22 protein-coding genes are annotated in these 22640 nt (G+C 74.3%); 13 read left to right on the top strand and 9 right to left on the bottom strand.

From position 1 onward, the window contains the following. Positions 1–4: 4 nt before the first annotated feature. Genes ACIBK9_RS34350 through ACIBK9_RS34340 form a run of 3 tightly spaced genes read left to right on the top strand, consistent with a single transcriptional unit; the run spans position 5 to position 5040 of the window. A complete protein-coding gene (locus ACIBK9_RS34350; protein ID WP_397162741.1) occupies positions 5–3367 on the top strand; it encodes a BTAD domain-containing putative transcriptional regulator in 3363 nt (1120 codons plus the stop codon). Positions 3368–3412: 45 nt separating this feature from the next. Further along, on the top strand, positions 3413–4054 hold the full coding sequence (locus ACIBK9_RS34345) for a hemerythrin domain-containing protein (protein WP_397162740.1): 642 nt from the start codon (positions 3413–3415) through the stop codon (positions 4052–4054). Continuing rightward, complete coding sequence (locus tag ACIBK9_RS34340) at positions 4054–5040, top strand: hypothetical protein (protein ID WP_397162739.1); 987 nt, start codon at positions 4054–4056, stop codon at positions 5038–5040. Before ACIBK9_RS34345 ends, ACIBK9_RS34340 begins: the two co-directional genes overlap by 1 nt. Positions 5041–5072: 32 nt before the next feature. On the opposite strand, the gene ACIBK9_RS34335 is transcribed toward ACIBK9_RS34340, so the two are convergent. Then, on the bottom strand, positions 5073–5396 hold the full coding sequence (locus ACIBK9_RS34335; RefSeq protein ID WP_397162738.1) for a cupin domain-containing protein: 324 nt from the start codon (positions 5394–5396) through the stop codon (positions 5073–5075). Positions 5397–5467: 71 nt separating this feature from the next. Between ACIBK9_RS34335 and ACIBK9_RS34330 the strand changes: the two genes are divergently transcribed. Next, a complete protein-coding gene (locus ACIBK9_RS34330; protein WP_397162737.1) occupies positions 5468–6490 on the top strand; it encodes a helix-turn-helix domain-containing protein in 1023 nt (340 codons plus the stop codon). Here the strand turns inward: ACIBK9_RS34330 and ACIBK9_RS34325 are convergent. Together ACIBK9_RS34325 and ACIBK9_RS34320 are read right to left on the bottom strand one after the other, a co-directional pair. Then, the gene (locus ACIBK9_RS34325; protein WP_397162736.1) at positions 6453–6992 is read right to left on the bottom strand and encodes a GNAT family N-acetyltransferase; all 540 of its coding nucleotides are present in this window, start codon (positions 6990–6992) and stop codon (positions 6453–6455) included. The two genes, ACIBK9_RS34330 and ACIBK9_RS34325, sit on opposite strands and share 38 nt — an antisense overlap. Before the next feature lie 37 nt (positions 6993–7029). Then, positions 7030–7983 (bottom strand): alpha/beta fold hydrolase, encoded by a 954-nt coding sequence (locus ACIBK9_RS34320; protein WP_397162735.1) that lies wholly within the window; start codon positions 7981–7983, stop codon positions 7030–7032. Between the two features lie 171 nt (positions 7984–8154). On the opposite strand from ACIBK9_RS34320, the gene ACIBK9_RS34315 reads away from it, so the two are divergent. After that, positions 8155–9315, top strand: coding sequence for a sensor histidine kinase (locus ACIBK9_RS34315; protein ID WP_397162734.1), 1161 nt, complete (start codon positions 8155–8157; stop codon positions 9313–9315). Then, on the top strand, positions 9312–9971 hold the full coding sequence (locus ACIBK9_RS34310; RefSeq protein ID WP_397162733.1) for a response regulator: 660 nt from the start codon (positions 9312–9314) through the stop codon (positions 9969–9971). Before ACIBK9_RS34315 ends, ACIBK9_RS34310 begins: the two co-directional genes overlap by 4 nt. Before the next feature lie 4 nt (positions 9972–9975). Here the strand turns inward: ACIBK9_RS34310 and ACIBK9_RS34305 are convergent, their stop codons facing one another. The 4 genes from ACIBK9_RS34305 to ACIBK9_RS34290 are packed head-to-tail and all read right to left on the bottom strand — an operon-like array spanning position 9976 to position 13880. Further along, positions 9976–11232: an FAD-dependent monooxygenase gene (locus ACIBK9_RS34305; protein ID WP_397162732.1), complete on the bottom strand. Its 1257-nt coding sequence runs from the start codon at positions 11230–11232 to the stop codon at positions 9976–9978. A 16-nt stretch (positions 11233–11248) separates the two neighbouring features. Further along, positions 11249–11896: a maleylpyruvate isomerase family mycothiol-dependent enzyme gene (locus tag ACIBK9_RS34300; RefSeq protein WP_397162731.1), complete on the bottom strand. Its 648-nt coding sequence runs from the start codon at positions 11894–11896 to the stop codon at positions 11249–11251. Then, positions 11896–12729: a fumarylacetoacetate hydrolase family protein gene (locus tag ACIBK9_RS34295; protein ID WP_397162730.1), complete on the bottom strand. Its 834-nt coding sequence runs from the start codon at positions 12727–12729 to the stop codon at positions 11896–11898. The genes ACIBK9_RS34300 and ACIBK9_RS34295 overlap by 1 nt, the downstream gene beginning before the upstream one ends. Further along, on the bottom strand, positions 12726–13880 hold the full coding sequence (locus ACIBK9_RS34290) for a cupin domain-containing protein (protein ID WP_387682667.1): 1155 nt from the start codon (positions 13878–13880) through the stop codon (positions 12726–12728). The genes ACIBK9_RS34295 and ACIBK9_RS34290 overlap by 4 nt, the downstream gene beginning before the upstream one ends. A 79-nt stretch (positions 13881–13959) precedes the next feature. On the opposite strand from ACIBK9_RS34290, the gene ACIBK9_RS34285 reads away from it, so the two are divergent. After that, entirely contained in the window at positions 13960–14724 is a 765-nt protein-coding gene (locus ACIBK9_RS34285) for an IclR family transcriptional regulator (protein ID WP_397162729.1), read from the top strand. Positions 14725–14750: 26 nt separating this feature from the next. Here ACIBK9_RS34285 and ACIBK9_RS34280 read toward each other — a convergent pair whose 3' ends face one another. Next, positions 14751–15512: an IclR family transcriptional regulator gene (locus ACIBK9_RS34280; RefSeq protein ID WP_358301814.1), complete on the bottom strand. Its 762-nt coding sequence runs from the start codon at positions 15510–15512 to the stop codon at positions 14751–14753. A 68-nt stretch (positions 15513–15580) separates the two neighbouring features. Between ACIBK9_RS34280 and ACIBK9_RS34275 the strand changes: the two genes are divergently transcribed. From ACIBK9_RS34275 to dmpG, 3 genes are read left to right on the top strand one after another with little or no spacing between them, the layout of a single operon-like run. Then, the gene (locus ACIBK9_RS34275) at positions 15581–16405 is read left to right on the top strand and encodes a 2-keto-4-pentenoate hydratase (protein ID WP_387682657.1); all 825 of its coding nucleotides are present in this window, start codon (positions 15581–15583) and stop codon (positions 16403–16405) included. Beyond that, positions 16402–17349, top strand: coding sequence for an acetaldehyde dehydrogenase (acetylating) (locus ACIBK9_RS34270; RefSeq protein WP_358301808.1), 948 nt, complete (start codon positions 16402–16404; stop codon positions 17347–17349). Before ACIBK9_RS34275 ends, ACIBK9_RS34270 begins: the two co-directional genes overlap by 4 nt. Then, complete coding sequence (gene dmpG, locus ACIBK9_RS34265; protein WP_352364326.1) at positions 17346–18371, top strand: 4-hydroxy-2-oxovalerate aldolase; 1026 nt, start codon at positions 17346–17348, stop codon at positions 18369–18371. The genes ACIBK9_RS34270 and dmpG overlap by 4 nt, the downstream gene beginning before the upstream one ends. Before the next feature lie 3 nt (positions 18372–18374). Here the strand turns inward: dmpG and ACIBK9_RS34260 are convergent, their stop codons facing one another. Beyond that, positions 18375–19043, bottom strand: coding sequence for a TetR/AcrR family transcriptional regulator (locus ACIBK9_RS34260; protein WP_397162728.1), 669 nt, complete (start codon positions 19041–19043; stop codon positions 18375–18377). Positions 19044–19240: 197 nt separating this feature from the next. Here ACIBK9_RS34260 and ACIBK9_RS34255 point away from each other — a divergent pair, with 197 nt between their 5' ends. From ACIBK9_RS34255 to ACIBK9_RS34245, 3 genes are read left to right on the top strand one after another with little or no spacing between them, the layout of a single operon-like run. Then, a complete protein-coding gene (locus ACIBK9_RS34255; RefSeq protein ID WP_397162727.1) occupies positions 19241–20785 on the top strand; it encodes a bifunctional 3-(3-hydroxy-phenyl)propionate/3-hydroxycinnamic acid hydroxylase in 1545 nt (514 codons plus the stop codon). Between the two features lie 26 nt (positions 20786–20811). Further along, the gene (locus tag ACIBK9_RS34250; RefSeq protein ID WP_387682645.1) at positions 20812–21744 is read left to right on the top strand and encodes a VOC family protein; all 933 of its coding nucleotides are present in this window, start codon (positions 20812–20814) and stop codon (positions 21742–21744) included. Then, entirely contained in the window at positions 21744–22589 is an 846-nt protein-coding gene (locus tag ACIBK9_RS34245) for an alpha/beta fold hydrolase (RefSeq protein ID WP_397162726.1), read from the top strand. Before ACIBK9_RS34250 ends, ACIBK9_RS34245 begins: the two co-directional genes overlap by 1 nt. The last annotated feature ends 51 nt before the right edge of the window (positions 22590–22640 follow it).

Raw genomic sequence — 22640 nt, 5'->3', positions numbered from 1 at the left:
GCGCGTGCGGCTGAACGTCCTCGGGCCCATGGAACTCGTCGTGGCCGGGCAGGCCGTACCGGTCGGGCCGCCCAAGCAGCGGGCCCTGCTCGCCCTCCTCGCGATGCACGCCGGTCGCGTGCTCCCCGCCGACCTGCTGGCCGACCGGCTGTGGGCCGGCGACCCGCCGCCGAGCGTCCAGGGCAGCCTGCAGGTGTACGTCTCCAACCTGCGCCGCCGGCTGGAGCCCGACCGGCGGCCGGGCGCGACCCCGGCCGTCCTGGTCAGCGCCGCCGACGGCTACGGCCTGATGACCGGCGGGCTCGTCCTCGACACGGCGGACTTCGGCGCGCTCGTGTCGGCCGGCTCCGCCCACCTGGCCGCGGGACGGCACGAGCAGGCGGCGGCCGACCTCGCCGAGGCGCTCGGCCTGTGGCGCGGCGACCCGTACGCGGACGTGCGCGCCCAGGAGTGGGTGCAACCGGAGATCGGCCGCCTGGAGCAGGTACGGCTGGACGCGGTGGAGGCGCTGGCCGCGGCCCTGCTGGACCTGGGCCGCCACACGGACGTGGTCGCGCGGCTGGACCCGTTCGTCCGCGAGCACCCGCTGCGCGAGCGGGCCTGGGAACTGCTGGTGCTGGCCCACTACCGCGCCGGGCGGCAGGCGGCGGCCCTGGAATGCCTGCGCGGGGTGCGCGACGTGCTCGCCGGGGAACTGGGCATCGACCCGGGTCCGCGGCTGCGCGAGCTCGAAGCCGCGGTGCTGCGCCAGGACGCCGCGCTGTTACCGTCCGGCCGTCCCGCCACCCCGCTGCCGTCCCCGCCGCCGTCCCCGCCGCCGTCCCCGCTGCCCACCCCGCACCCCAGGCCGCCGCGGACGCCGGTGCGCGCGGCGGCGCCCGGCGCCGGCGAGCCCGCGCCGGACCAGCCGGTGTTCGTCGGCCGGGAGAGCGCGCTCGCGTTCCTGACCGAGGCGGCCGGGGCGGCGTCCGCCGCCGGGCAGGTCGTGCTGGTGGACGGCGAGCCGGGCGTCGGCAAGACGAGCCTGCTGAGGCGGTTCCGCGCGACCGTCGGCGTGCCGGTCGGCTGGGGGGCGAGCCCCGACCACGAGACCGCGCCCGCGCTGTGGCCCTGGGAACGCGTCCTGCGCGACCTCGCCGCCGCGGCCCCGCAGGCCGCCCTGCCCGGCGAGGTCGGCACGTTCCTGTCGGGCGGTCCGCAGGCGGTCCCGGCGTCCGACGCCCAGGGGGCGCGGCTGCGGTTCTTCGAGGCCGTCGGCACGTTCCTGGCCGCGGTCGGCCCGGCGGTGGTCGTGCTGGAGGACCTGCACGCGGCCGACGACGCCACGCTGCGGCTGCTGGTCCACGTGGCCGCCACCGCCCGGCCGGGCCTGCTGCTGGTGGCGACGTTCCGGCGGCACGAGGCGTCGGCGCTCACCGCCACGCTGTCGGCGCTGTCCCGGCTCGGCGCGCGCCGGCTCGGGCTGGACGGGCTGGCCACCGAGGAGGTCCGCGCGCTGGTCAAGGAGCTGTCCGGCCGCGATCCGGGCGGCCACGGGGCCGAGGAGCTGCGCCGGCGCACCGCCGGGAACCCGTTCTTCCTCGCCGAGCTGGCCCGCGCGGGCGACGGGCTGCCGCAGGGCGTCCTGGACGTCGTGCTGCACCGGGTGGCGGGCCTGGGGGAGGAGGCGTCCCGCGTGCTGGAGCTGGCCGCCGTGATGGGCGACGAGTTCGAGGCGGTCGTCCTGGCCCGGGTCGCCGGCGGCACGGTCGGCGACCTGCTGCCGTCGCTCGACGCGGCGCTCGGCGCGGGGCTGGTCCGGGAGTCGTCGTACCGGCTGGGCGGCTACGAGTTCGCGCACGCCCTGGTGACCGACGCGTTGTTGTCGCGCCGGTCACGGCTGTGGCGGGCGCGGGTGCACGAGCAGGTGGCGGCCGCCCTCACCGCCGTGCACGGCGACCGCGGCGACCACGGCGACCGCGACGACCGCGCGGCGGTGATCGCGCGGCACTGGCTGGCGGCGGCGGAGCTGGGCGCGGAGCCCGCCCGCATGGCGATGGACTACGCGGCCCGCGCGGCGCGGGCGGCCCAGCGCCGGCACGCGCCCGACGACGCGGCCGTGTCCTGGCAGGAGGCGCTGGCGGCGGCCGAGCCGGCCGGCGCGAGCGCGGCCGAGCGGTTCGAGCTGGCCGTCGGGCTGGCGGAGAGCCGCTACGCCGCCGGCCGGTTCGACGAGGGGTACGAGGCGGTCGAGCAGGCGCTCGCCATGGCCGGCGACGACCTGGACAAAGCCGTCAGAGCCGCCGACATCGCGATGGGCCACGGCATCTGGGTGCCCTTCCGGTACGGCGTCGACGTGGCCGCCGTACGCGACGCGGCGGACCGGGCCGCGCGCGAGCTGCCGCCGTCCGGCCCGGCCTGGGCGACGGCGCAGGCCGTCAGGGCCGTCGTGCTCGCCCAGACCGGCCGCGAGGACGAGGTCGGCGCGGTCTCCTCGCGGGCCGTGGCGGCGGCCGAGCGCCTGGAGGACCCCGCCCTGCTGCGGCGCGTCCTGCACCTGCGGCTCATCGCGCTGCAGGGACAGGACTTCGTCGAGCAGCGCGCCGGGACCGCCCGCCGCCTGCTGGCCGAGCCGGACCTGTCGCCCCAGCTCAGGGTGATCGCGCAGCTGCACCTCGTCGGCCATCACGTGGAGCACGGCAGGGTGCCGCAGGCCCGCGACCTGCTGGCGGAGATCGGCACGCTGCTGCGCGACCTGCACAATCCCACGCTGGCGCTGCAGGCCGCGGTGGCGCACGTGGGGCTCGACCTGTTCCAGGGTGTCCCCGACCCGGCCCGGCACTTCGAGCCCGTCAGGGCGATGTTGTCGTTCGCCGACCTGGCCTACTTCGAGCTCAGCATGCTCGGCGGACGGGCCGAGACGATCATCCAGGAGGACCGCCTGGGCGAGGAGGCGGCCTGGATCGAGGAGATGGCCCGGCACACCGGCCTGGCGGGGCCCGCCTACGCCCTGGCGTACGCGCTGGCGGAGCTGGGCGAGCCCGAGCGCGCCCGGCGGATCCTGCGCGAGACGCCCATGCCGCCGCGCGACTACCACTGGGCGATGGCCGCCATGTGCCGGCTGCACGCGGCGATCCGGCTCGGCGAGGCCGACGTCGTCCGGGAGGTCTACGACGCCTTCCGCCCGTTCGCCGGGCTGCTGCACGTGAACGGCGCGTGCACCACCGTCGACGGCGCGTACGACGGCCACCTGGGCGAGGCGCTGCTGGCGCTCGGTGACCGCGAGGGGGCCCGGGCCCACCTGCGCGAGGCGGTGCGCCAGCTGGAGCGGGCCGGTGCGGCCTACTGGCTGACAAGGGCCCGCCAAGCGCTCGCCAAGTGCACGTAGAGGCCCGGCGCGCACGCTGTTCCCGACACGTGAGGGAACAGACTGATGATCACACCAGAACACCTGACCGGCTTCCTGATGATGCACGCCGGTTTCCGCGCCGAGTTCGGCCGCCTGGCCGAGGCGTGCGGCGACCCGCGTGACGACGCGCACGAGGAGCTGCTGGCGGAGCAGCTCGCGCTCGTGCTGGACATGCTGCACGCCCACCACTCGCACGAGGACGCCACTCTGTGGCCCAAGCTCACCGGCCGCGCCCCGCAGGCGGCGGACGCGCTGGCCGAGCTCGAGTCCGAGCACTCCCTGCTCGACCCGCTGATCGAGGCCGCCGCCGACCGCGGGGCGCCCCTGGCCGGGCGCGCGCCCGTCCTGGGGCGGCTGCACGAGCTCGTCAACGAGCACCTCGACCACGAGGAGCGGGTCGCCGTGCCGCTCATGCTCGCCCACCTCACCCCCGCCGACGTCGAGGCCGACCGGCGCCAGGCGATGGACGACTTCGGCCGCCGCCGGGTCCCCGTCATCCTCGGCTGGCTCGCCTCCAGCGCCGACGCCCGCCTGCTCGCGGCGTCGTACGCGGACCTGCCGGTCGTGGCCCGGCTGATGTTCCGCCTGTTCTGGTGGCCGGCCTACCGGCGGCGTTTCACCCGCCTGTACGGCACCACCCCCGCCGACCTGATCCTGGAGCCGTGATGACCGCATCCGCACCCACCGTCTCGCCGCGCCGGGCGGCCGAGGTCTTCGGCAGCGCCCTGGTCTGCGCGTACGCCTCGCTCACCCGCGACGGCCGCCCCGTCACCTGGCCCGTCACGCCGTACGCCGGCGCGGGCGGCACGCTCGACGTCAGCACCGGGCTCACCTACCCCGACAAGGCCGAGCGCGCCCGCCGGGACCCGCGCGTCGCGCTGCTGTGCTCCGGCGCGGAGGGCGGGCCGGACCGGGCGCCCGTCGTCCTGGTGCAGGGCCGGGCGACCGTGCGCGACGCGGACCTGCAGGCCGGCACCGACCGGTACGTCCGCGAGTCGCTGGCCAAGACCGGCGCCGGGTTCGCCGGGATGCCGTGGTTCCTGGTGAGGCGGCTGGGCTGGTACTTCGCCCGCATCTGGGTGGAGGTCACCCCCGAGCGGATCGTCTGGTGGCCCGAGGGCGACCTGGCCAGGACGCCCGAGATCTGGACGGGCCCCGCGGACGTCGCCGCGCCCGCCTCCGATCCCGCCCCCACCGGCCCCCGGCTGCCGAGCCGGTCGGCCCCGCCGGCGGACTGGCGGCCGTTCGCCGGCCGCGCCGCCCGCCTGGGCGAGCCCGTCGTCACCATGGTGGCCGACGGCATGCCGCTGGCCGTGCCCACCCGCTCGGCCGTACGCACCGAGGCGGGCTTCGACCTGCGGCTGCCCGCGGGCGTCCAGGCGGCCGACGGGCCGGTGTGCCTGACCTTCCACCGGCACGGCCCGGCCATGGAGTGGCAGGAGAACGTCGTGCTGGTCGGGCGGGCCACCGGCGTGGGCGAGCGGCTGAGCGTGCGGGTCGAGCGGGCGCTCAACGACTGGAGCCTGGCGGGGAGCCGCCGGGAGCGCAGCCGTTCGTTCCTCGGCCAGGGCAGGCTGCTGCGCAAGCGGCTGGAGGCCGAGGCCGCCCGCCGCGGCCAGCCCGTTCCCCGCGTCCGCCGCCCGCGTGACTGACGCCGCCCGCCGGTCCGGGGCCTGCGGCGTCCCTACGGGGTGAGGATGCTGATGCCCAGCATGCGGGCGCCCGTCTCGGTGCGCGGGCGATGCGTGCTGCCCGGCGCGAACACGACGTAACTGCCCGGCCCGAGCCGGTGACCCCGGTCGATGAACTCGCCCGAGATCACGTAGTAGCGTTCCTCGCCGTCGTGCACGTCCACCTCGGGCCATTCGGCGCCCGGGGCGAAGTCGTACATCCAGCCGCGGGCCCGCTCCGTGGCGGGCAGCCGCCGCCGGACGATCCCGGGGACGACCTCGACGGCTTCCACCTCGTCGACGTGCAGGATCTGGACGTCGTTCGCGTCTTGCGTCATGACCCCATCGTCGCGGCGGACGCCGTCCCCCGCCCAGTGTCTGGATTGACGTGTGGCGGTACTTTCCTGCCATGACCGTTCAGCGAGTGGTGGCGCTGGTCCTGCCGCCGCAGTCCACCTTCGAGCTGGCGTGCGCGGCGGAGGTCTTCGGCGTGCGCCGGCCGGGTCTGCCCGCCCGCTACTCCTTCCAGGTGTGCGCCGAACGTCCGGGCGCCGTGCCGACCCTGGCCGGGTACGACATGGCGGTCGGCGCGGGCCTGTCCGCGCTGGAGGCCGCCGACACGGTGGTGATCCCCGGATGGCACCGCCGCGACGACCCGGCGCCGCCCGCCGTCATCGACGCGATCCGGCGGGCCCACCGGCGAGGCGCCCGGATCGTCGCGATCTGCTCGGGAACCTTCCTGCTCGCCGGGACCGGACTGCTCGATCACCGCAGGGCGACCACCCACTGGCGGCTCGCCGCCGAGCTCGCCGACCGCTTTCCCGACGTACAGGTGGAACCCGACACGCTGTACATCGACCTGGGCGACCTCGCCACCAGCGCCGGCACCGCCGCCGGCATCGACCTGTGCCTGCACCTGGCCCGCGCCGACCACGGCGCGGCCTACGCCGCGCACATCGCCCGCCACATGGTCATGCCGCCGCACCGCGAGGGCGGTCAGCTCCAGTACAGCACCGCGCCCGTCACGGACCGCCGGCCGGAGTCGCTCGCGCCGCTCCTCGACTGGGCCGCCGAACGCCTGGACGAGCCCCTCACCCTCGACGACCTCGCCGCACGGGCCGGGGTCTCCCCGCGCACCCTCGCCCGCAGGTTCGCCGGCCAGCTCGGCGTCAGCCCCGGCCGATGGCTGCTCCAGCAGCGCGTCACGGCGGCGCGGGCCCTGCTGGAGGAGACCGACCTCCCCGTGGAGACGATCGCGGCCAGGGTCGGCCTGTCCTCGGCCGCCAACCTGCGCAGACGTTTCCACTCCCTGGTGCGCACCACGCCCGCCGCCTACCGCCGCTCGTTCGGCGATCACGACGGCGGCGCCTCCTCGCGACCGTCCGCCGTGACCGTCAGGGGCGGGGCTCGTCCTCCCACGCCACCGGCGTGACCTCGCCGGTCTCCCAGTCCGAGCGCAGGATCGCGTAGGCGACCGAGTCGTACAGGCGTCCGTCGCGTCCCGGCCAGGCCCGGCGGTAGTGCGCCTCCTTCACGAAGCCCGCGCCGCGGAAGACGGCACGCATGGCCAGGTTGTCCTGCCGGGTGGTGCCCTCGATCCGGGTGATCCCCGGCAGTTCGGCGAACAGGTGGCCGGTCAGCCAGCGCACCGCCTGGCCGCCGAGCCCGCGCCCCCGGTGGGCGGCCCTGATGCGCAGGTCGAAGACGGGCCCTTCGTCGGCGAGGTCCTGCAACCTGATCAACCCGGCCCGCTCGCCCTCGGAGACCACCCAGAAGGTGCGTTCGTCCGCGTCGTCGTAGAGACCGTCGGCGGCCCGCCGCCGGACGGCCTCGGCCTCCGGTCGTCCGACGTGGAAGGGCCAGTCCTCGCCGGTCAGGAAGGCGACCAGGTCGTCGACATCGTCAGGGACGAACCTGATGAACGCTGCTGTCATGATCCAGCCTTCTATCAGATCCCCGCGACCGGCCGGATCACCGGCTCCGCGCCTGATCGGTGACGCGGTCGACGGCCTGGACGGCGACGCCGGGCTCGTCCACGTAGATGTAGTGCTCGCTGCCCGCGGCCGTGCTCAGTTTGCCGCGGCCGGACAGCGCCAGCCACTTGCGCTGGCCCGCCGCCCACGCCCGCTCCAGGCGTGGCCCGTACTCGGGCAGGGCCTCCAGGTACGGCTTGCCGTGCCGGACGACCTCGACCGGGATGTCACCGGCGGAGCGGACCGGGCCGTCGGGGATGACCAGCTTCTCCGGGTTCTGCCCCTGGAAGATCGCCAGGTTCTGCGCGCGCAGCTCGGCGGCCGGGCCCTCGGCCGACTTCGGGATCGCCTTCTCGATGTCGTTCATCATGGTGGGCGGGGTGGCGTCCAGCAGGACCAGGCCCTTGACCCTGTCCTGGTGGTCGGGGGCGTACCGGGCGGCGATCAGCCCGCCCAGCGAGTGACCGGCCAGGACGACCGGGGCCTTCCCGGCGACGCGGTCGAGCACGCCGGTCAGGATCCGGCCGCTGGCGGCGAGGTCCTGCGGTCCGTCCGGCTGGTCGCTCTTGCCCGCGCCGAGCCGGTCGTAGGAGCAGACCCGGTGCTTGCCGCTCAACGTCTTCTGCAGGGACGCCATCTTGTCCAGCCCGTCGCCGCCGCCGTGCATCAGGACGACGACCGGGCCGCCCTGGACCGGCTCGCCCGAGCAGGACACGTTCACCGACCGGCCCGCCACGGTGATCTTCTCGATGCCGGAGATCGGCGCGGAGGATGGGGAGGACGCGGAGGGCGTGGAGGCGGCGAAGGGGTCCCAGTTCTCCATCGCGTCGCCGTCGCAGCCGGCCACCCCCGCGCCGAGACCGACGCAGCACAGCACGGCCGCGACGGGTGTCCTGATCTTGGCGAGCATGAGGTCCTCCAGTGAGCCGGCCGCCGCGGAGGCGATGCGCACGGCGGGGGTACGAACGGGAAGGCCGGCGGAACGCCGTGGCCGCCCCGCAACGTTACGGACCGGGCGGCGCCGGGATCGTCACCGCACGGTGGACATTCCCCGGTAGCTCGCACGGGGGACAAAGCAGGCTTATCGGCGCCCGCACGCCCGTGGTGCCGCTACGCTCGCCCGGTGATCGATCTGCGGCGGGCCACGGAGGTGTGGCGACGGTGCGACGTCGTGGTCCGGGATCTGCCGTTCGGGCTGCTGGTGGCCGTCGCGTCGCTCCTGCCGGGCCTGCACGACAAGGGCACGCAGGTGGGCGACCTGCCCGCCCGTCCCTTCGACGGGGTGGCCCTGGTGGCGATCGCCCTGGAGTGCCTGCCGCTCGCCGTCCGGCGGCGGTGGCCGGCGGTGTGCCTCGTGCTGGTGTCGCTCGGCTTCGCCCTCGACCAGCTGCGCGCCTACCACCTGTTCGCGAGCAACGTGCTGCCCGTCGCGCTCATCAGCGCGGGCGCCCATCTGGAGCGTTTCCGGCGCGTCACCGTGATCCTCCTGTCGCTGGCGTACGTGCCGCTGGCCCTCGCGCTCGACCGGCTCGGCGCGGACGAGCGGGTCGAGGGGTACGTGGTGTTCTACCTGGCGCTGGCCCTCACCTGGGGCATCGGGGCCTGGCTGCGTTCGACCCGGGCCGCCGAGGAGGAACGCCGCCGCCACGTCGCCGAGGCCACCCGCGCCGCCGAACGCACCCGGATCGCCCGCGAGCTGCACGACGTCGTGACGCACCACGTGACGGCGATGGTGGTGCAGGCCGAGGCCGCCCGCTACCTGACCGCCGTCCCGGAACGGCTCGACGCGACGCTGAACGCCGTCACCGACACCGGCCGCCGGGCCATCGCCGACCTGCGGCACATGCTCGACCTGCTCAAGGCCGATCACGACCCCGACGGCCTGCCGTCCGCCGCCGACCTGCACACCCTCGTGGAGCGGACCCGCCGGGCGGGGCAGCCGGTGGAGTTCGCCGAGGAGGGCAGCCGGGCGGAACCGGCGGGCAGCGCCGAGTTCGTCGCCTACAGGGTCGTCCAGGAGGCCCTGACGAACGCACTGAAACACGCCCACGGCAGCCCGACCGCGGTCCGGGTGCGTCACGGCGAGAAGGAGATCAGCGTGGTGGTCAGCACCCACGGGCCCGGCTCCCGGGCTGCCGCTCGCGCCGCTCCCGGCGGGAGCGGGCGGGGCCTGGCCGGGCTCCGCGAGCGGGTGGACGCCCTCGGCGGCGAGTTCAGCGCCGGCCGGCAGGCGGGCGGCGCCTTCGTGGTGCGGGCCCGCGTCCCTGCGGGCGGCCCGTCGTGAGCGCGCCGATCCGGGTCCTGGTCTGCGACGACCAGGCGCTGATCCGCACCGGCTTCGCGACGATCATCGACGCCCAGCCGGACCTGGAGGTCGTGGGGGAGTGCGGCGACGGCCGCGCCGCGGTGGACCTCGCCCGCCGGCTGAGGCCCGACCTCGTCGTCATGGACGTGCGCATGCCGGTGCTCGGCGGCATCGAGGCCACCCGGCTGCTGGCCGGCGCGGGGGTCGACGACCCGGTCAAGGTGCTCGTGGTGACCACGTTCAACCTCGACGAGTACGTCTACGAGGCGCTGCGCGCGGGGGCCGGCGGCTTCCTGCTCAAGGACGCCCCGCCGGCGCAGCTCCTGCACGGCATCCGCACCGTCGCCTCGGGCGCCGCGCTGCTGGCCCCCGAGGTGACGCGCCAGTTGGTCGGCCGGTACGCGGCCCGCATCCGTCCGGCCGAGCCGCCGTCCGGGGAGACCGCGCTGACCCCGCGCGAGCTGGAGGTGCTGCGCCTGATCGCCGACGGCCGGTCCAACAGCGAGATCGCCGCCACGCTGGTGATCAGCCACGAGACCGTCAAGACGTACGTGTCACGCATCCTGGCCAAACTCGGCCTGCGGGACCGGGTGCAGGCGGTGGTCTACGCCTACCGCCGGGGCCTGGCGACCTGACGCCTCACAGCGGGGCGGAGTCGAGGGGGATCGGGCGGAACATCTCCGGCTCGTCCTCGGGGGTCAGGGCCGTCGGGCCGAAGATCCAGTCGACGAACGAGTAGTCATGGACGTCGCGCTCCCGCAGCAGGGCGTTGCGCTGCAGTCTCGGGACGCCCTCCAGGTGCCACAACGCGCCCCACGCCCGGGCCGTGCCGACCACCCGGCGGCAGTGCTCGGGCCGTACCGCCTCGTAGGCGGCCAGCGCCCGGTCCCAGTCCACGACCGGTCCGCCCGCGGCGCGCTGGGCGGCGACGTGCTCACCGAGCACCCAGCCGTCCTCGATCGCCATGATCGCGCCCTGCGCCATGTACTGCAGCGGCGGGTGCGCGGCGTCGCCGAGCAGCGCGATCCGCCCGGTGACCCAGGTCATGATCGGGTCGCGGTCGAACATCCGCCACCACCGGTCGCGCCACATCAGCGGCAGGCCCCGCTGGACCTGGTCGCAGGTCCCCGCGAACGCCGCGTCCAGCTCGTCGGGGGTGCCCCAGTCGTCCTGGCCGGCCAGCGCCTTCGGCGACTCGAACACGGCGACCTGGTTGAACGTCTCCGCGCCCCGCAGCGGGTACTGCACGAAGTGGCAGCGCGGCCCGACGTACACGACGACGTCCTTGTCCTGGACGTCGTTCCCGGCGACCTGCTCGAACGGCACCGCGCAGCGGTAGGCGACATATCCGGAGTTCACCGGCTCGTCCTGGACCAGCAGTTCGCGGGCGATCGAGTGCAGGCCGTCGGCGGCGATCACCACGTCCGCCTCGTCCACGACGCCGTCGGCGAACCGCACCCGGGCGCCGCCCTCGACGTTCTCGTACCACGTGCAGCGGGCGTCGGTGAGCAGCTCGACGCCGGCCCGCTCGCAGGCGCGCAGCAGGATGCCGTGCAGGTCGCTGCGGTGGATCACCAGGTAGGGGTAGCCGTAGCGGCGTTCGACGTCGCGCAGGTCGAGCCGGGTCAGCTCGGTGGCGTCCAGGGCGTCCTTCATGACCATGGTCTCGGGCAGCACGCCGAGCGCGGCCGCCTCGGCCAGCAGGCCGTAACGGTCCAGGATGCGGGTGCAGTTCGGGGCGAGCTGCAGGCCCGCGCCGACCTCGCCGAACGCCGAGGCCTGCTCGTACACCCGGACCCGCAGGCCCTGGCGGACCAGAGCGAGGGCGGCGGACAGACCGCCGATGCCGCCCCCGACGACGATCACGTCGGCACGGGTGGAGGGGAGGGTGCCCATAGGATCTTCCTTCTCGTCACAGCCATGGAGGCAGGGTCGGTGGGCGTCCGCCGCCGGCGGCGGTCACTCCGCCCGCCGGGCGTCCGGCCAGGTAGGCGGTCACGTCGGGCAGCGACCCCTCGACGTCGGGCACCGCGCCGGGGCCGCGCTTGGCGCGGATGTCCTCCCGCAGCTCCCGCAGGAAACCGTCGGGAAGGTCGGCGAAGGTGAGCCCGGTGGCCAGGTCCACGGCGTGCACCATGACCTCCCGGCTGCGCATCCAGGGGATCTCGCTCGCCGGCACGGTCCGTCCCTGCGCGGTCACCACCTCGGCCCGCCACGCCTCCTCGGGCAGTGCCGCCATGGCGGTCGCCAGGGTCGCGGCCGACTCGGTGAACCACCGGGCCAGCTCGCCGCCGTCCAGCAGGGAGCCGCGCTCGATCCCGGCGGCGCGCGCCTGCGGGGAGGCGTACATCGGGGTCGGCTCGCCGGTGCGCGCCCAGCGGACCAGGTTGCCGATCGCCTCGGCGTTCGCCGCCAGGTGCGCCACGACGTGCTTGCGCGTCCAGCCGGGCAGGGCCGACGCGGCGTCGTACTCCCGCTCGGACAGACCGGCGATGGCCGACGCGCACAGCCCGGTCCCCGTCTCGACCCACGCGAGCGTGGTGGCGAGGTCGCGCGCCATCACGCGCCCTCGCCGACGACGCGGTTCTCCAGCCTGCCCAGCCCCTCGATCTCGGTCACGACGAGCTCGCCGCCGCGCAGGAAGACCGGCGGCTTGCGCGCGTGGCCGACGCCGCCCGGCGTGCCGGTCGCGATCACGTCGCCCGGGTTGAGCCGGACCATCGTCGAGACGTAGCGGACCAGGTGGACCGGGTCGAAGAGCAGGTCGCCGGTGTTGTCCGACTGCATCACCCGGCCGTCGACCTCGCAGCGGACGTCGAGCGCCGGCCGCGGGCCGGTCTCGTCCGCGGTGACCAGGAACGGGCCGATCGGGGTGGTGGAGTCCCAGTTCTTGCCCTGCAGCCACTCCCGGGTCCGGAACTGCCAGTCCCGGCAGGTGACGTCGTTGAGCACGGTGAACCCCGCGATGGCGGCGACCGCCTGCTCCTCGTCCGCCCGCCGCACCGGCCGGCCGATGACCACGGCCAGCTCGGCCTCCCAGTCGAACTGGTCGGTCTCCGCCGGACGCCGGATGTCGTCCGCGGCGCCGATCAGGGTGTCGGCGAACTTGGCGAAGAGCGTCGGGTACTCGGGCAGGTCGCGGCCCATCTCCTTGATGTGGTTCTGGTAGTTCAGCCCCACGCAGACGACCTTGCTCGGCCGCGGCACGACCGGGGCGAGGTCGGCGCCGGCGAGCGGGTGGCGCGGGCCGTCGGCCGCCGCGGCGCCCTCCAGGCCGCCGGGCGCGGCCAGCAACGCGCCGACGTCGGCCCCGCCCACCTCGACGAGCTCGTCGCCCTCGACGCGGACGGCGGCGGTGCGGTGGTCGTCCAGACGGACGGTGGCGAGCTTCATCGGCTGTTCTCCTCGGTGTGGCTGCGGTACAGGCCGAGCCTGGTGAAGATCGGGGCGTCGCTGAACTGGAACAGGTCGAGCGCGCCGGAGTCGGAGTCGGAGGCCGACGCCTCCGAGCGGATCGACAGCGGCTGCCAGGACGGCACGACGAACAGGTCGCCGCGGCTCACCCGCCAGGACCGGTCGCCGACGGTGACCTGGCCGGACCCGTCGAAGACCTGGTAGACCGACGAGCCGGTCTCCCGGTACGGCGCGGTCTCCACCCCCGTCGTGATCCGGTGGAACTGCGCCCGGATCGTCGGCAGCACGTCGCCGGCGGTCGTCGGGTCGATGTAGCGGACCAGGGCGTGGCCGGGCTCGATCGGGCCCGCGTGCCCCTCCCGCTCCAGCGCGAGCTGGTCGGTCAGCGCGGCGTCGGTGTCGGTCCAGCGGTAGCAGAGCAACGGCGTGCCCTCGTGCCGGCGGAGCTGGGAGACCGGGGCCAGGCCGGGGTGCCCCCAGAGCCGTTCGGCGCGCGAACGGTCGGGGGTGGCGTGCTCCTCCTCGGTCAGGGTGTCCCGGCCGAAGTCGAAGAACTGCGCCTCGACGCCGTACTGGAACGGGATGTCGAGCCCGTCGATCCAGGCCATGGGCGTGTCGGCGGCGTTGTGGTGGGCGTGCCAGTGCAGGCCGGGCTGGGGGAGGAAGTCGCCGCGGCGCATCGGCACCGGGTCGCGCTCGACCACGGTCCACACGCCCTCGCCCTCGACGACGAAGCGGAAGGCGTTCTGGCTGTGCCGGTGCTCGGGGGCGTTCTCGCCCGGCATCAGGTACTGGATCGCGGCCCACAGGGTCGGCGTCGCGTACGGCTTGCCGCCCAGGCTGGGGTTGGCCAGCGCGATCGCCCGGCGCTCGCCGCCGCGCCCGACCGGGACCAGTTCGCCGGCGCGGCCGGCGAGGTCGAGCAGCGTGCCCCACTCCCACCGGTGCGGCTGCGCGCTGGAGCGCGGATGCGGCGGCATCAGGTCGCCGATCTCCGTCCACAACGGGACGAGCAGCGCCTTCTCGAAGCCTCGGTAGAGGTCCTCCAGCTCGGGGCTGAGCGAGGGCTGGTCCGGCCGGTCCACGGCGGCGATCTTGACCGGCGAGCCGCCGGCGTTCACGTGGGGCATGGCCCCGACTATCCGCGCAGGCGACCTGACTGGAAAAGAGGATTCTGCACAGCGGAATTCATGTGCCAGGATCGGTCCCATGGCCAAGCCCATGAAGACCCCGCCGGCCTACGCGCCCACGAGCGTCGACCATGCCCTGCGGCTCGCGCAGATCCTCCAGCTCGACGGGGTGATCACCGTCTCGGCCGCCGCCGAGCGGCTCGGCGTGGCCCGCTCCACGGCCCACCGGCTGCTGACCGCGCTGGTGTACCGCGATTTCGCGGTGCAGAACGACGACCGCAGCTACCGGGTGGGCCCGGTCCTCGCGCTGGCCGAGCGCGCGCAGTCCGACGTCGGCGCGCTGCGGGCGGCGGCGCTGGGCCAGATGCGGGCGCTGGTGGACCGGATCGACGAGACGGTGAACCTCAGCATCCGCACCGGGCGCAACGTGCGCTTCATCGCCTCGGTCGAGTGCGGGCAGGCCCTGCGGGTGGGCAGCCGTGAAGGCATGGTCTTCCCGGCCCACCAGGCCACCGGCGGCCTGGTGGCGCTGGCGGCCCTCTCCGACGAGGAACTGGCGCAGCTCTACGCCCCCGGCGACCGGGGCGACCCGGCCGAGGAACTGCCCGACCTGGCGCGGCTGCGGCGGGACCTGCGGTCCGTGCGGCACAGCGGGGTCGCGCTCAACCTGGAGCGCACCGAGCGGGGCGTGGTCGCGGTGGGCTGCCCGGTGAAGGGCCGCGACGGCGCGACCGGCGCGGCGCTGTCGATCTCGATGCCCAGCGTCCGCTACTCCCCGAAGGAGATCAAACCCCTCGTCGCCGCGCTCACGGCCGCGGCCGACGCGATCAGCCGCGCCCTCTGAGCCATCGGTACACCCTCGGCTGGGGCTCACCGGAGGAGGTCGCGGCGGGTGAGCGTGCTGCCGAGCGCGGCCGCCGCCGCGCGCACCGCGGCCACGTGCCCCTCGGGCCGGAACCGGCCGGTGGGGCCGGCCACGCTGATCGCGGCGAGCGGCTCGTCGCCGCGCCCCAGCACCGGCGCGGCGACGCACACCAGCCCGACGGCCGACTCCTCTGCCTCGAACGCGACCCCGGTCTCCGTGACGCGCCGCAACTGGCCGCGCAGGATGCTCGGCACGACGACGGTGTGCGGCGTACGCCGTTCCAGCGGCCCGGTCAGCACCTCGCGCCGCAGGTCGGGCCCCGCGTACGCGAGCAGCGCCTTGCCGATCGCGGTGCAGTGGAGCGGCATCCGGCCGCCGGTGCGCGAGGGCGCCCTGGCCTGGCGGTGGCCGCCGATCTTGGCGACGTAGACGACGTCGTGCCCCTCGCGCACGCCGAGGTGCACGGTCTCGTGGGTGCGTTCGTAGAGGTCCTGGAGGAACGGCATCGCCAGTTCGAGCAGGCTGCGTTCGAGCGAGGCGAGCATGCCGAGCTCGAACAGGCCGCGGCTGAGCCGGTAGCCGCCGTCGGCGCGGTCGAGCAGGCGGTTGGCGACCAGATCGCCCGACAGCCGGTGGACGGTCGCCTTGTGCAGGCCGGTGCGCCGCACCAGCTCGGCGAGGCTGACGACGCGGTCGTCGGGCCGGAAGGCGCGCAGGATCGTCACCGCCTTGCCCAGCACGGTGTCGAGGTCGGCCCGATCGGTCACCGGCACAGCGTATCGCTGAACGAGACGATGTGCTGGTTGGGGCGGCATCCTGCCTGCACAGTGGGGGGATGAACGAAACCAACGGGCCCGCCGCCGCGAGCCCGTCCGACATCGCCGCCGCTGCCGGGCGGCTGGCCGGCGCCGCCGCGTCCGGCGTGCCGTGCGCCCCCGTGCGGGATCTGATCGGCCGCGACGACCTGGCCGCCGCGTACGCCGTCCAGGCCGCGCTGACCGCCTCCCGGCTGGCCGCCGGCGCGCGGATCACCGGACGCAAGATCGGCCTGACGTCGGAGGCGGTGCAACGCCAGCTCGGCGTCGACCAGCCCGACCTGGGCGTGCTGTTCGAGGACATGGCCTACGCCGACGGCGACGCGATCCCGGTCGGCCGGATCCTCCAGCCGCGGGCCGAGGCGGAGATCGCGTTCGTGCTCGGCGCCGACCTGGACGACGGGCCGCTGGACGCCCCCCAGGTCCGCGCCGCGATCGAGTACGCCGTCGCCGCGCTGGAGATCTGCGGCAGCCGGATCGCCGGCTGGGACATCTCCTTCGGCGACACGGTCGCCGACAACGCCTCCGCGGGCGCCTACGTCCTCGGGACGGAACGCCGCACCCTCGGCGAGTTCGACCCGGTGGACGTCGCGATGTCGATGAGCATCGGCGGCCAGGAGGTCTCCACCGGCACCGGCGCGGCCTGCCTGGGCGACCCGATCGAGGCGGTCGTGTGGCTGGCCCGCATGGCCCGCGACCTCGGCGAGCCGCTGCGCGCGGGCCAGGTCGTCCTGTCCGGCGCGCTCGGCCCCATGCGGCCGGTCGCCGCCGGCGACACCGTCACCGCCACCCTGTCCGACCTCGGCACGGTGACGGTCCGCTTCACCGAAGGAGCAGCAGCATGAGCAGGACGAAGGTCGCGATCATCGGCTCGGGCAACATCGGCACCGACCTGATGATCAAGGTGTTGCGCGGTTCGCGTCACCTGGAGATGGGCGCCATGGTCGGCATCGACCCCGCGTCCGACGGTCTGGCCCGCGCCGCCCGGATGGGCGTCCCGACGACGTCCGAGGGCGTGGACGGCCTGATCGCGCTGCCGGGCTTCGACGAGATCGGGATCGTCTTCGACGCCACCTCGGCCAAGGCGCACGAGGTGAACGCCGCCAAGCTGCTCCCGCTCGGCAAGCGGCTGATCGACCTGACCCCGGCGGCGATCGGCCCCTACGTCGTCCCCGCCGTCAACCTCGACGAGCATCTCGACGCGCCCGACGTGAACATGGTCACCTGCGGCGGCCAGGCCACGATCCCGATCGTCGCCGCCGTCAGCCGGGTGGCGCCGGTCGAGTACGCCGAGATCGTCGCGTCCATCGCCTCGAAGTCGGCCGGGCCGGGCACCCGGGCCAACATCGACGAGTTCACCGAGACCACCTCGGCCGCCATCGAGCAGATCGGCGGGGCGCGCCGCGGCAAGGCGATCATCATCCTCAACCCCGCCGACCCGCCGCTGATCATGCGGGACACCGTCCTGTGCCTCGTCGCGGCGCCGGACCCGGCCGTCCACGACGAGATCCGCCGGTCGGTCGAGAAGATGGTCGCCGACGTCGCCGCCTACGTCCCCGGCTACCGGCTCAAGCAGCAGGTGCAGATCACCGAGGTGCCCGCCGACCAGCCGGTGGAGACGCTGCTGGCCGCCGGCGCGGCGCGGCCCACCCACCAGGTGTCGGTGTTCCTCGAGGTCGAGGGCGCCGCGCACTACCTCCCGGCCTACGCCGGCAACCTCGACATCATGACCTCCGCCGGCCTGCGGGTCGCGGAACGCGTCGCCGCACGGAAGGCGGGCCTTCGATGACCACCCCGATCTTCGTCCAGGACGTCACCCTGCGCGACGGCATGCACGCCGTGCGCCACCGCATCGGCCTGGAGGACGTCAAGCGCATCGTCACGGCGCTGGACCGGGCCGGCGTCGACGCGATCGAGGTCGCGCACGGCGACGGCCTGGCCGGCGGGTCGCTCAACTACGGTCCCGGCTCGCACACGGACTGGGCGTGGATCGAGGCGGCCGCGTCGGTCCTGGAGAACGCCCGCCTGACCACGCTGCTGCTGCCCGGCGTCGGCACCGTCCACGAGCTGAAGCGCGCCTACGACCTCGGCGTGCGGTCCGTCCGGGTCGCCACGCACTGCACCGAGGCCGACATCTCCGCCCAGCACATCGCCGCGGCCCGCGAGATCGGCATGGACGTGTCCGGGTTCCTGATGCTCTCCCACATGGCCCCGCCCGAGGAACTGGCCCGGCAGGCCAAGCTCATGGAGTCCTACGGCGCGCACTGCGTCTACGTCACCGACTCCGGCGGCCGGCTCACCATGAACGACGTGGCCGCGCGGGTCCGCGCGTACCGCGACGTGCTCGACGCCGGGACCGAGATCGGCATCCACGCCCACGAGAACCTCTCGCTGTCGGTCGCCAACTCCGTCGTCGCGGTCGAGAACGGCGTCTACCGGGTCGACGCGTCGCTGGCCGGTCACGGCGCGGGCGCGGGCAACTGCCCGCTGGAGGCGTTCGTCGCGGTCGCCGACCTGTCCGGCTTCGAGCACCGGTGCGACCTGTTCCAGCTCCAGGACGCCGCGGACGACATCGTCCGCCCGTTGCAGGACCGTCCGGTGCGGGTCGACCGGGAGACGCTCACCCTGGGGTACGCCGGCGTCTACTCGTCGTTCCTGCGGCACGCGGAGGCCGCCGCCGCGCGGTACGGCGTCGACGTGCGCGGCATCCTGATGGAGTGCGGCCGCCGCCGGCTGGTCGGCGGCCAGGAGGACATGATCGTCGACATCGCCCTCACGCTCGCCGCCGGGCGCGAGCAGCGGTCCGCCTGACCGTCAGCCGCCGGGCGCGCCCCGGCGGCCGGCGATCAGCGACTCGCCGATCGCCACCAGGGCGTCGGCGAGCTGCTCCATGAACTCCGCGATCGGCTTGCCGTCCCCGGACTGGAGCGAGACGAAGGCGCCGTCGAATCCGGCCATGCCGAAGTGGGCGAGGGCGTCCGCGACCGCGTCCGCGGCCTCCTCGCCCTCGCCGGCGAACGACGAGCGGATCATGTGCCGCATGAGGTCGCGGCCCTCGGCGCGGACGTCGATGACGGTCCGCATCGCCTCCGGGGCCTCGGCGGCCTCGTTGCTCATCACCAGCACCAGCAGCAGGCGGAGGAACTCCTCGCGGTGCACGAAGACCTCGCCGGTCCGGCGCAGGTACCAGCCCAGGCGTTCGCGGGGGGTGCCGCCGGCCGGCGGGTCGCGGTGGGCCTCGCGCATGGCCTCGAAGAAGCCCCGCGCCCCCTGGGCCATGACGGCCGACAGCAGCCCCGCCTTGGACTCGAAGTGGTGGTAGAAGGCGCTCTTGGGCAGGCCCGTCTCCTTCACGAGCGTCGAGATCGACGTCCCGGCGTAGCCGCGCACGGACATCACCCGGGCGGCCGCGTCGAGGATCTCCTGCCGGGACCGGCGGCCGCGGCTGTTTCCGGTGTGCGCCTCCCGCGCCGACTTCTCCACCAGCCGAATTCTAGGGACCCCGGCACAGCGGCTCGTCCGGCGGTCCGGCCGGGGGGCGGACGCGGTCTGGGTAACCGGTTCGTGAACAGGTCTTGACACGTCGCCGCAGGTCGTTGTTAGTCTCCTCACAATTGGACCGAACGTTTGGTCCAAAAGTGCCGCATCGGATCCCCGGCGGCCGAGAACGGAGTCAGCGCATGACCGACAGCTACGACGCGGACGTCGCGATCGTCGGGTACGGCCCGACCGGCGTGATCGCCGCGCTCACCCTCGCCAGGTACGGCGTGTCCGCCGTCGCCCTGGAACGGGACACGGACATCTACCCCCGGGCACGGGCCGTGACCGTCAACGACTGGACGATGCGGATCTTCCAGGACCTGGGCATCGACGAGCGGATCGAGAAGAAGATCGACCCCCAGCGGGCCCTGCGCTGGGTCACCTACGGTGGCCAGGAGATCATGCGGATCGAGCACCCGCCCTCGACGCTGGGCCGCAAGGCGCGCTTCTACAACATCTACCAGCCGACCATGGAGGCCGAGCTGCGCGCGGCCGCGCAGGACCACGGCGACCGCATCACCGTCCACTACGGCGCCGACGTCACGGGGATCGACCAGGACGCCGACGGCGTCACCGTCACCGCCACGGACACCGCGACCGGTCAGGCGCGCACGACCCGCGCCCGGTACGCCATCGCCGCCGACGGCGGCGCCAGCACGATCCGCGGCGAGGTGGGCTGCCGCCTGCTGGGCGACACCAACGACGTCACCTGGGTGGTCATCGACTGCCGCGTCCAGCGCTGGTGGCCCGACCGCGACTTCCTGACGTTCTGGTCGGACAAGGAGCGGCCGGTCGTCGACATCGCGCTCTCCGCCGGCAACCACCGGTGGGAGATCCCGCTCAAGCCGGAGGAGTCCCCCGCGGACTACCCGACCAGCGCCGAGGTCTGGCCGCTGCTGAGGGCGCTGGGCGTCACCGAGCAGGACGTCGAGATCCACCGGCACGCCTTCTACAAGCACCACGTCCGGATGTGCGACACCTGGCGCCAGGGCCGGGTGTTCCTGGCCGGGGACGCGGCCCACCTGATGCCGCCGTGGGCCGGCGCCGGGATGCAGTCCGGCATGCGCGACGCCCACAACCTGGGCTGGAAGCTCGCCCGCGTGATCAGGGGCGAGCTGCCCGAGAGCTGGCTGGACACCTACGAGGCCGAACGGCGTCCGAACACCGCCTTCTACACCGGCCTCGCGGTCCAGCTCGGACGGGTCATCAAGCAGGAGCTGTCCGAGGAGGAGCAGGCCGCGATGAACGCCGTCCCCCAGGGCACGGTCACGCCGTACGAGCCGCCGCTCACCGCGCCGCCCGTCCTCGAAGGCGGCTGGATCAGGGGGCCGCTGGGCGACGCCAGCATCGTCGGCCGGATGGTCCCGCAGCCGGTCGCCGGCGACGCCACCGGCCGGATGGCCCGCCTGGACGACCTGCTCGGCGACGGCTTCGTGCTGCTCGGCGACGACGTCGACCCGGCGACCCTGCTGACGGCGGAGGAGCGAGCCGGCTGGGACGCGCTCGGCGCCCGCTACCTCGCCGTGCGGCCGAAGACCGCCTACACGCAGGGACCGGAGGAGCTGGTCGACCTCGACGAGGTCCTGCTGCCCTGGCTGCGCAGGTACGGCGCCCGCGCCGTGGCCGTCCGTCCCGACAAGTTCGTCGCCGCGGCCGACGTCAGCGGCCTGGCCGTGCCCGCGTGAACCTGTCACCCGAGAGGAGAAGAGAGATGTCCGGAGTCAAGGAGCTCGGTTACGTCGTCTACGAGGTCAGCGACCTCGCCGACTGGGAGCACTTCGCCGTCGAGCTGCTGGGGATGCGCTTCGGCGAGAAGACCGACGGCGGCTTCACCCTGCGCACCGACGAGAAGGCCCACCGCTGGATCGTCACCGGGGGCCCCGCCGACGACCTGGTGGCCACCGGCTACGAGGTCTCCGACGCCGCCGCGCTGGACGCCCTGGTGGACAAGGTCCGCGCGGCCGGCGTCGAGGTCACCCAGGGCGACGACGCCCTCGCCGCCGCCCGCAAGGTCGAGCGCGTCTTCGTCACCGCCGACCCCATGGGCAACCGGGTCGAGCTGGTCACCGGCCTGGCCGACGCCGCCACGCCGTTCGAGTCGCCGAAGCTGCTCGGCGGGTTCGTGACGGGCGCCGGCGGCGCGGGCCACCAGGTGCTCCTGGCCCACGGCGTCTCCCGGGAGGAGTACCTGCACTTCTACATCGACCTGCTCGGCTTCAAGGTCAGCGACGTCATCGTCGAGGAGCTGGCCCCGGGCGTGGTCGCCGACCTGATCTTCCTGCACTGCAACGGCCGCCACCACACCGTGGCCTTCGGCGACCTGCCCTCGCCGAAGAGGACCCACCACTTCATGGTCGAGGTGACCGACATCCGCGACGTCGGCCTGGCCTACGACCGGTGCATGGACGCCAGGCAGCCGTTCGAGATGACGCTCGGCATGCATCCGAACGACCACATGTTCAGCTTCTACGTCCACACCCCCTCCGGCTTCAGCGTGGAGTACGGCTGGGGCGGACTGATCATCGACGACGCGACGTGGGAGGTGAAGACGCTCGACAAGCTGCACAGCTGGGGCCACCGCCCCCCGGGCGTCGTCGCCGGGCTGCTGGCCGCCGCGCCCGCGCCGAACGGGGAGGACCACTGATGGCACTCGACGCCAAGGACATCGCGCGCACCGTCCGGACCAAGGACTGGAAGCTGCGCTACTACGAGGCGGGCTCCGGCCATCCGGTCGTGCTGCTGCACGGCAGCGGGCCGGGCGCCACCGGATGGAGCAACTTCGCCGGCAACATCGAGGCGCTGGCCGAGCACTTCCACGTCTACGCCGTCGACATGCCCGGCTGGGGCGAGTCCGACCCGGCGACCGTCGACCGGCTCGACCACGTGGAGGCGGCGATCCAGTTCCTGGACGCCCTCGGCATCGAGCGGGCCGCGTTCGTCGGCAACTCGATGGGCGGGCAGACCTCGCTGCGGCTGGCCACCGAGCACCCCGGCCGGATCTCGCACCTGATCACCATGGGGCCGCCGGTCGGCCGGATCCCCACGCTGTTCGGCGCCGGCGACGGCCCGTCCGAGGGGCTGAAGGTGCTGATCGAGGCGTACCGGGACGCGAGCCCGGAGAACATGCGCCGGCTCGTCGAGATCATGGTCTACGACAAGGCGCGGTTCGCCACCCCCGAGCTGTGCCAGGCCCGTTCTGACGCCGCCCTCGCCCGCCCCGACCACCTGAGCAACTACGTGGACGGCCTGCCGAAGGGCGCCCCGCTGCCCAAGTGGGTCAAGCCGGAGCTGCTGCCGAGGATCCAGGTGCCGACCCTGCTCATCCACGGCCGCGACGATCGGGTGGTGTCGTTCGAGACCTCCCTGTACCTGCTGGCCAACATCCCGGACAGCCGGCTGGTGCTGCTCAACCGCTGCGGGCACTGGGCGATGATCGAGCACGCCGACGAGTTCAACCGGCTGGTCGCCGACTTCATCGCGAACAACTGACCCCCGGGGCGCGGGCGGCTGCCTGTCACCTGTCCAGCCCCAGGCGCGCAC

Source organism: Nonomuraea sp. NPDC050227 (assembly GCF_044459705.1).
In the GTDB taxonomy this organism is placed as follows: Bacteria; Actinomycetota; Actinomycetes; order Streptosporangiales; family Streptosporangiaceae; genus Nonomuraea.
Note: the sequence above shows the minus strand (reverse complement) of the source record. Positions and strands in the feature narration are given on the sequence as shown.

What these genes read in the sequence shown, in the direction of transcription:
- ACIBK9_RS34345 (WP_397162740.1), top strand. Translation starts at nt 3,413, where the DNA reads ATGATCACACCAGAACACCTGACCGGCTTCCTGATGATGCACGCCGGT.
- ACIBK9_RS34340 (WP_397162739.1), top strand. Translation starts at nt 4,054, where the DNA reads ATGACCGCATCCGCACCCACCGTCTCGCCGCGCCGGGCGGCCGAGGTC.
- ACIBK9_RS34335 (WP_397162738.1), bottom strand. Translation starts at nt 5,396, where the DNA reads ATGACGCAAGACGCGAACGACGTCCAGATCCTGCACGTCGACGAGGTG.
- ACIBK9_RS34330 (WP_397162737.1), top strand. Translation starts at nt 5,468, where the DNA reads ATGACCGTTCAGCGAGTGGTGGCGCTGGTCCTGCCGCCGCAGTCCACC.
- ACIBK9_RS34325 (WP_397162736.1), bottom strand. Translation starts at nt 6,992, where the DNA reads ATGACAGCAGCGTTCATCAGGTTCGTCCCTGACGATGTCGACGACCTG.
- ACIBK9_RS34305 (WP_397162732.1), bottom strand. Translation starts at nt 11,232, where the DNA reads ATGGGCACCCTCCCCTCCACCCGTGCCGACGTGATCGTCGTCGGGGGC.
- ACIBK9_RS34300 (WP_397162731.1), bottom strand. Translation starts at nt 11,896, where the DNA reads ATGGCGCGCGACCTCGCCACCACGCTCGCGTGGGTCGAGACGGGGACC.
- ACIBK9_RS34295 (WP_397162730.1), bottom strand. Translation starts at nt 12,729, where the DNA reads ATGAAGCTCGCCACCGTCCGTCTGGACGACCACCGCACCGCCGCCGTC.
- ACIBK9_RS34290 (WP_387682667.1), bottom strand. Translation starts at nt 13,880, where the DNA reads ATGCCCCACGTGAACGCCGGCGGCTCGCCGGTCAAGATCGCCGCCGTG.
- ACIBK9_RS34285 (WP_397162729.1), top strand. Translation starts at nt 13,960, where the DNA reads ATGGCCAAGCCCATGAAGACCCCGCCGGCCTACGCGCCCACGAGCGTC.
- ACIBK9_RS34275 (WP_387682657.1), top strand. Translation starts at nt 15,581, where the DNA reads ATGAACGAAACCAACGGGCCCGCCGCCGCGAGCCCGTCCGACATCGCC.
- ACIBK9_RS34270 (WP_358301808.1), top strand. Translation starts at nt 16,402, where the DNA reads ATGAGCAGGACGAAGGTCGCGATCATCGGCTCGGGCAACATCGGCACC.
- dmpG (WP_352364326.1), top strand. Translation starts at nt 17,346, where the DNA reads ATGACCACCCCGATCTTCGTCCAGGACGTCACCCTGCGCGACGGCATG.
- ACIBK9_RS34255 (WP_397162727.1), top strand. Translation starts at nt 19,241, where the DNA reads ATGACCGACAGCTACGACGCGGACGTCGCGATCGTCGGGTACGGCCCG.
- ACIBK9_RS34250 (WP_387682645.1), top strand. Translation starts at nt 20,812, where the DNA reads ATGTCCGGAGTCAAGGAGCTCGGTTACGTCGTCTACGAGGTCAGCGAC.
- ACIBK9_RS34245 (WP_397162726.1), top strand. Translation starts at nt 21,744, where the DNA reads ATGGCACTCGACGCCAAGGACATCGCGCGCACCGTCCGGACCAAGGAC.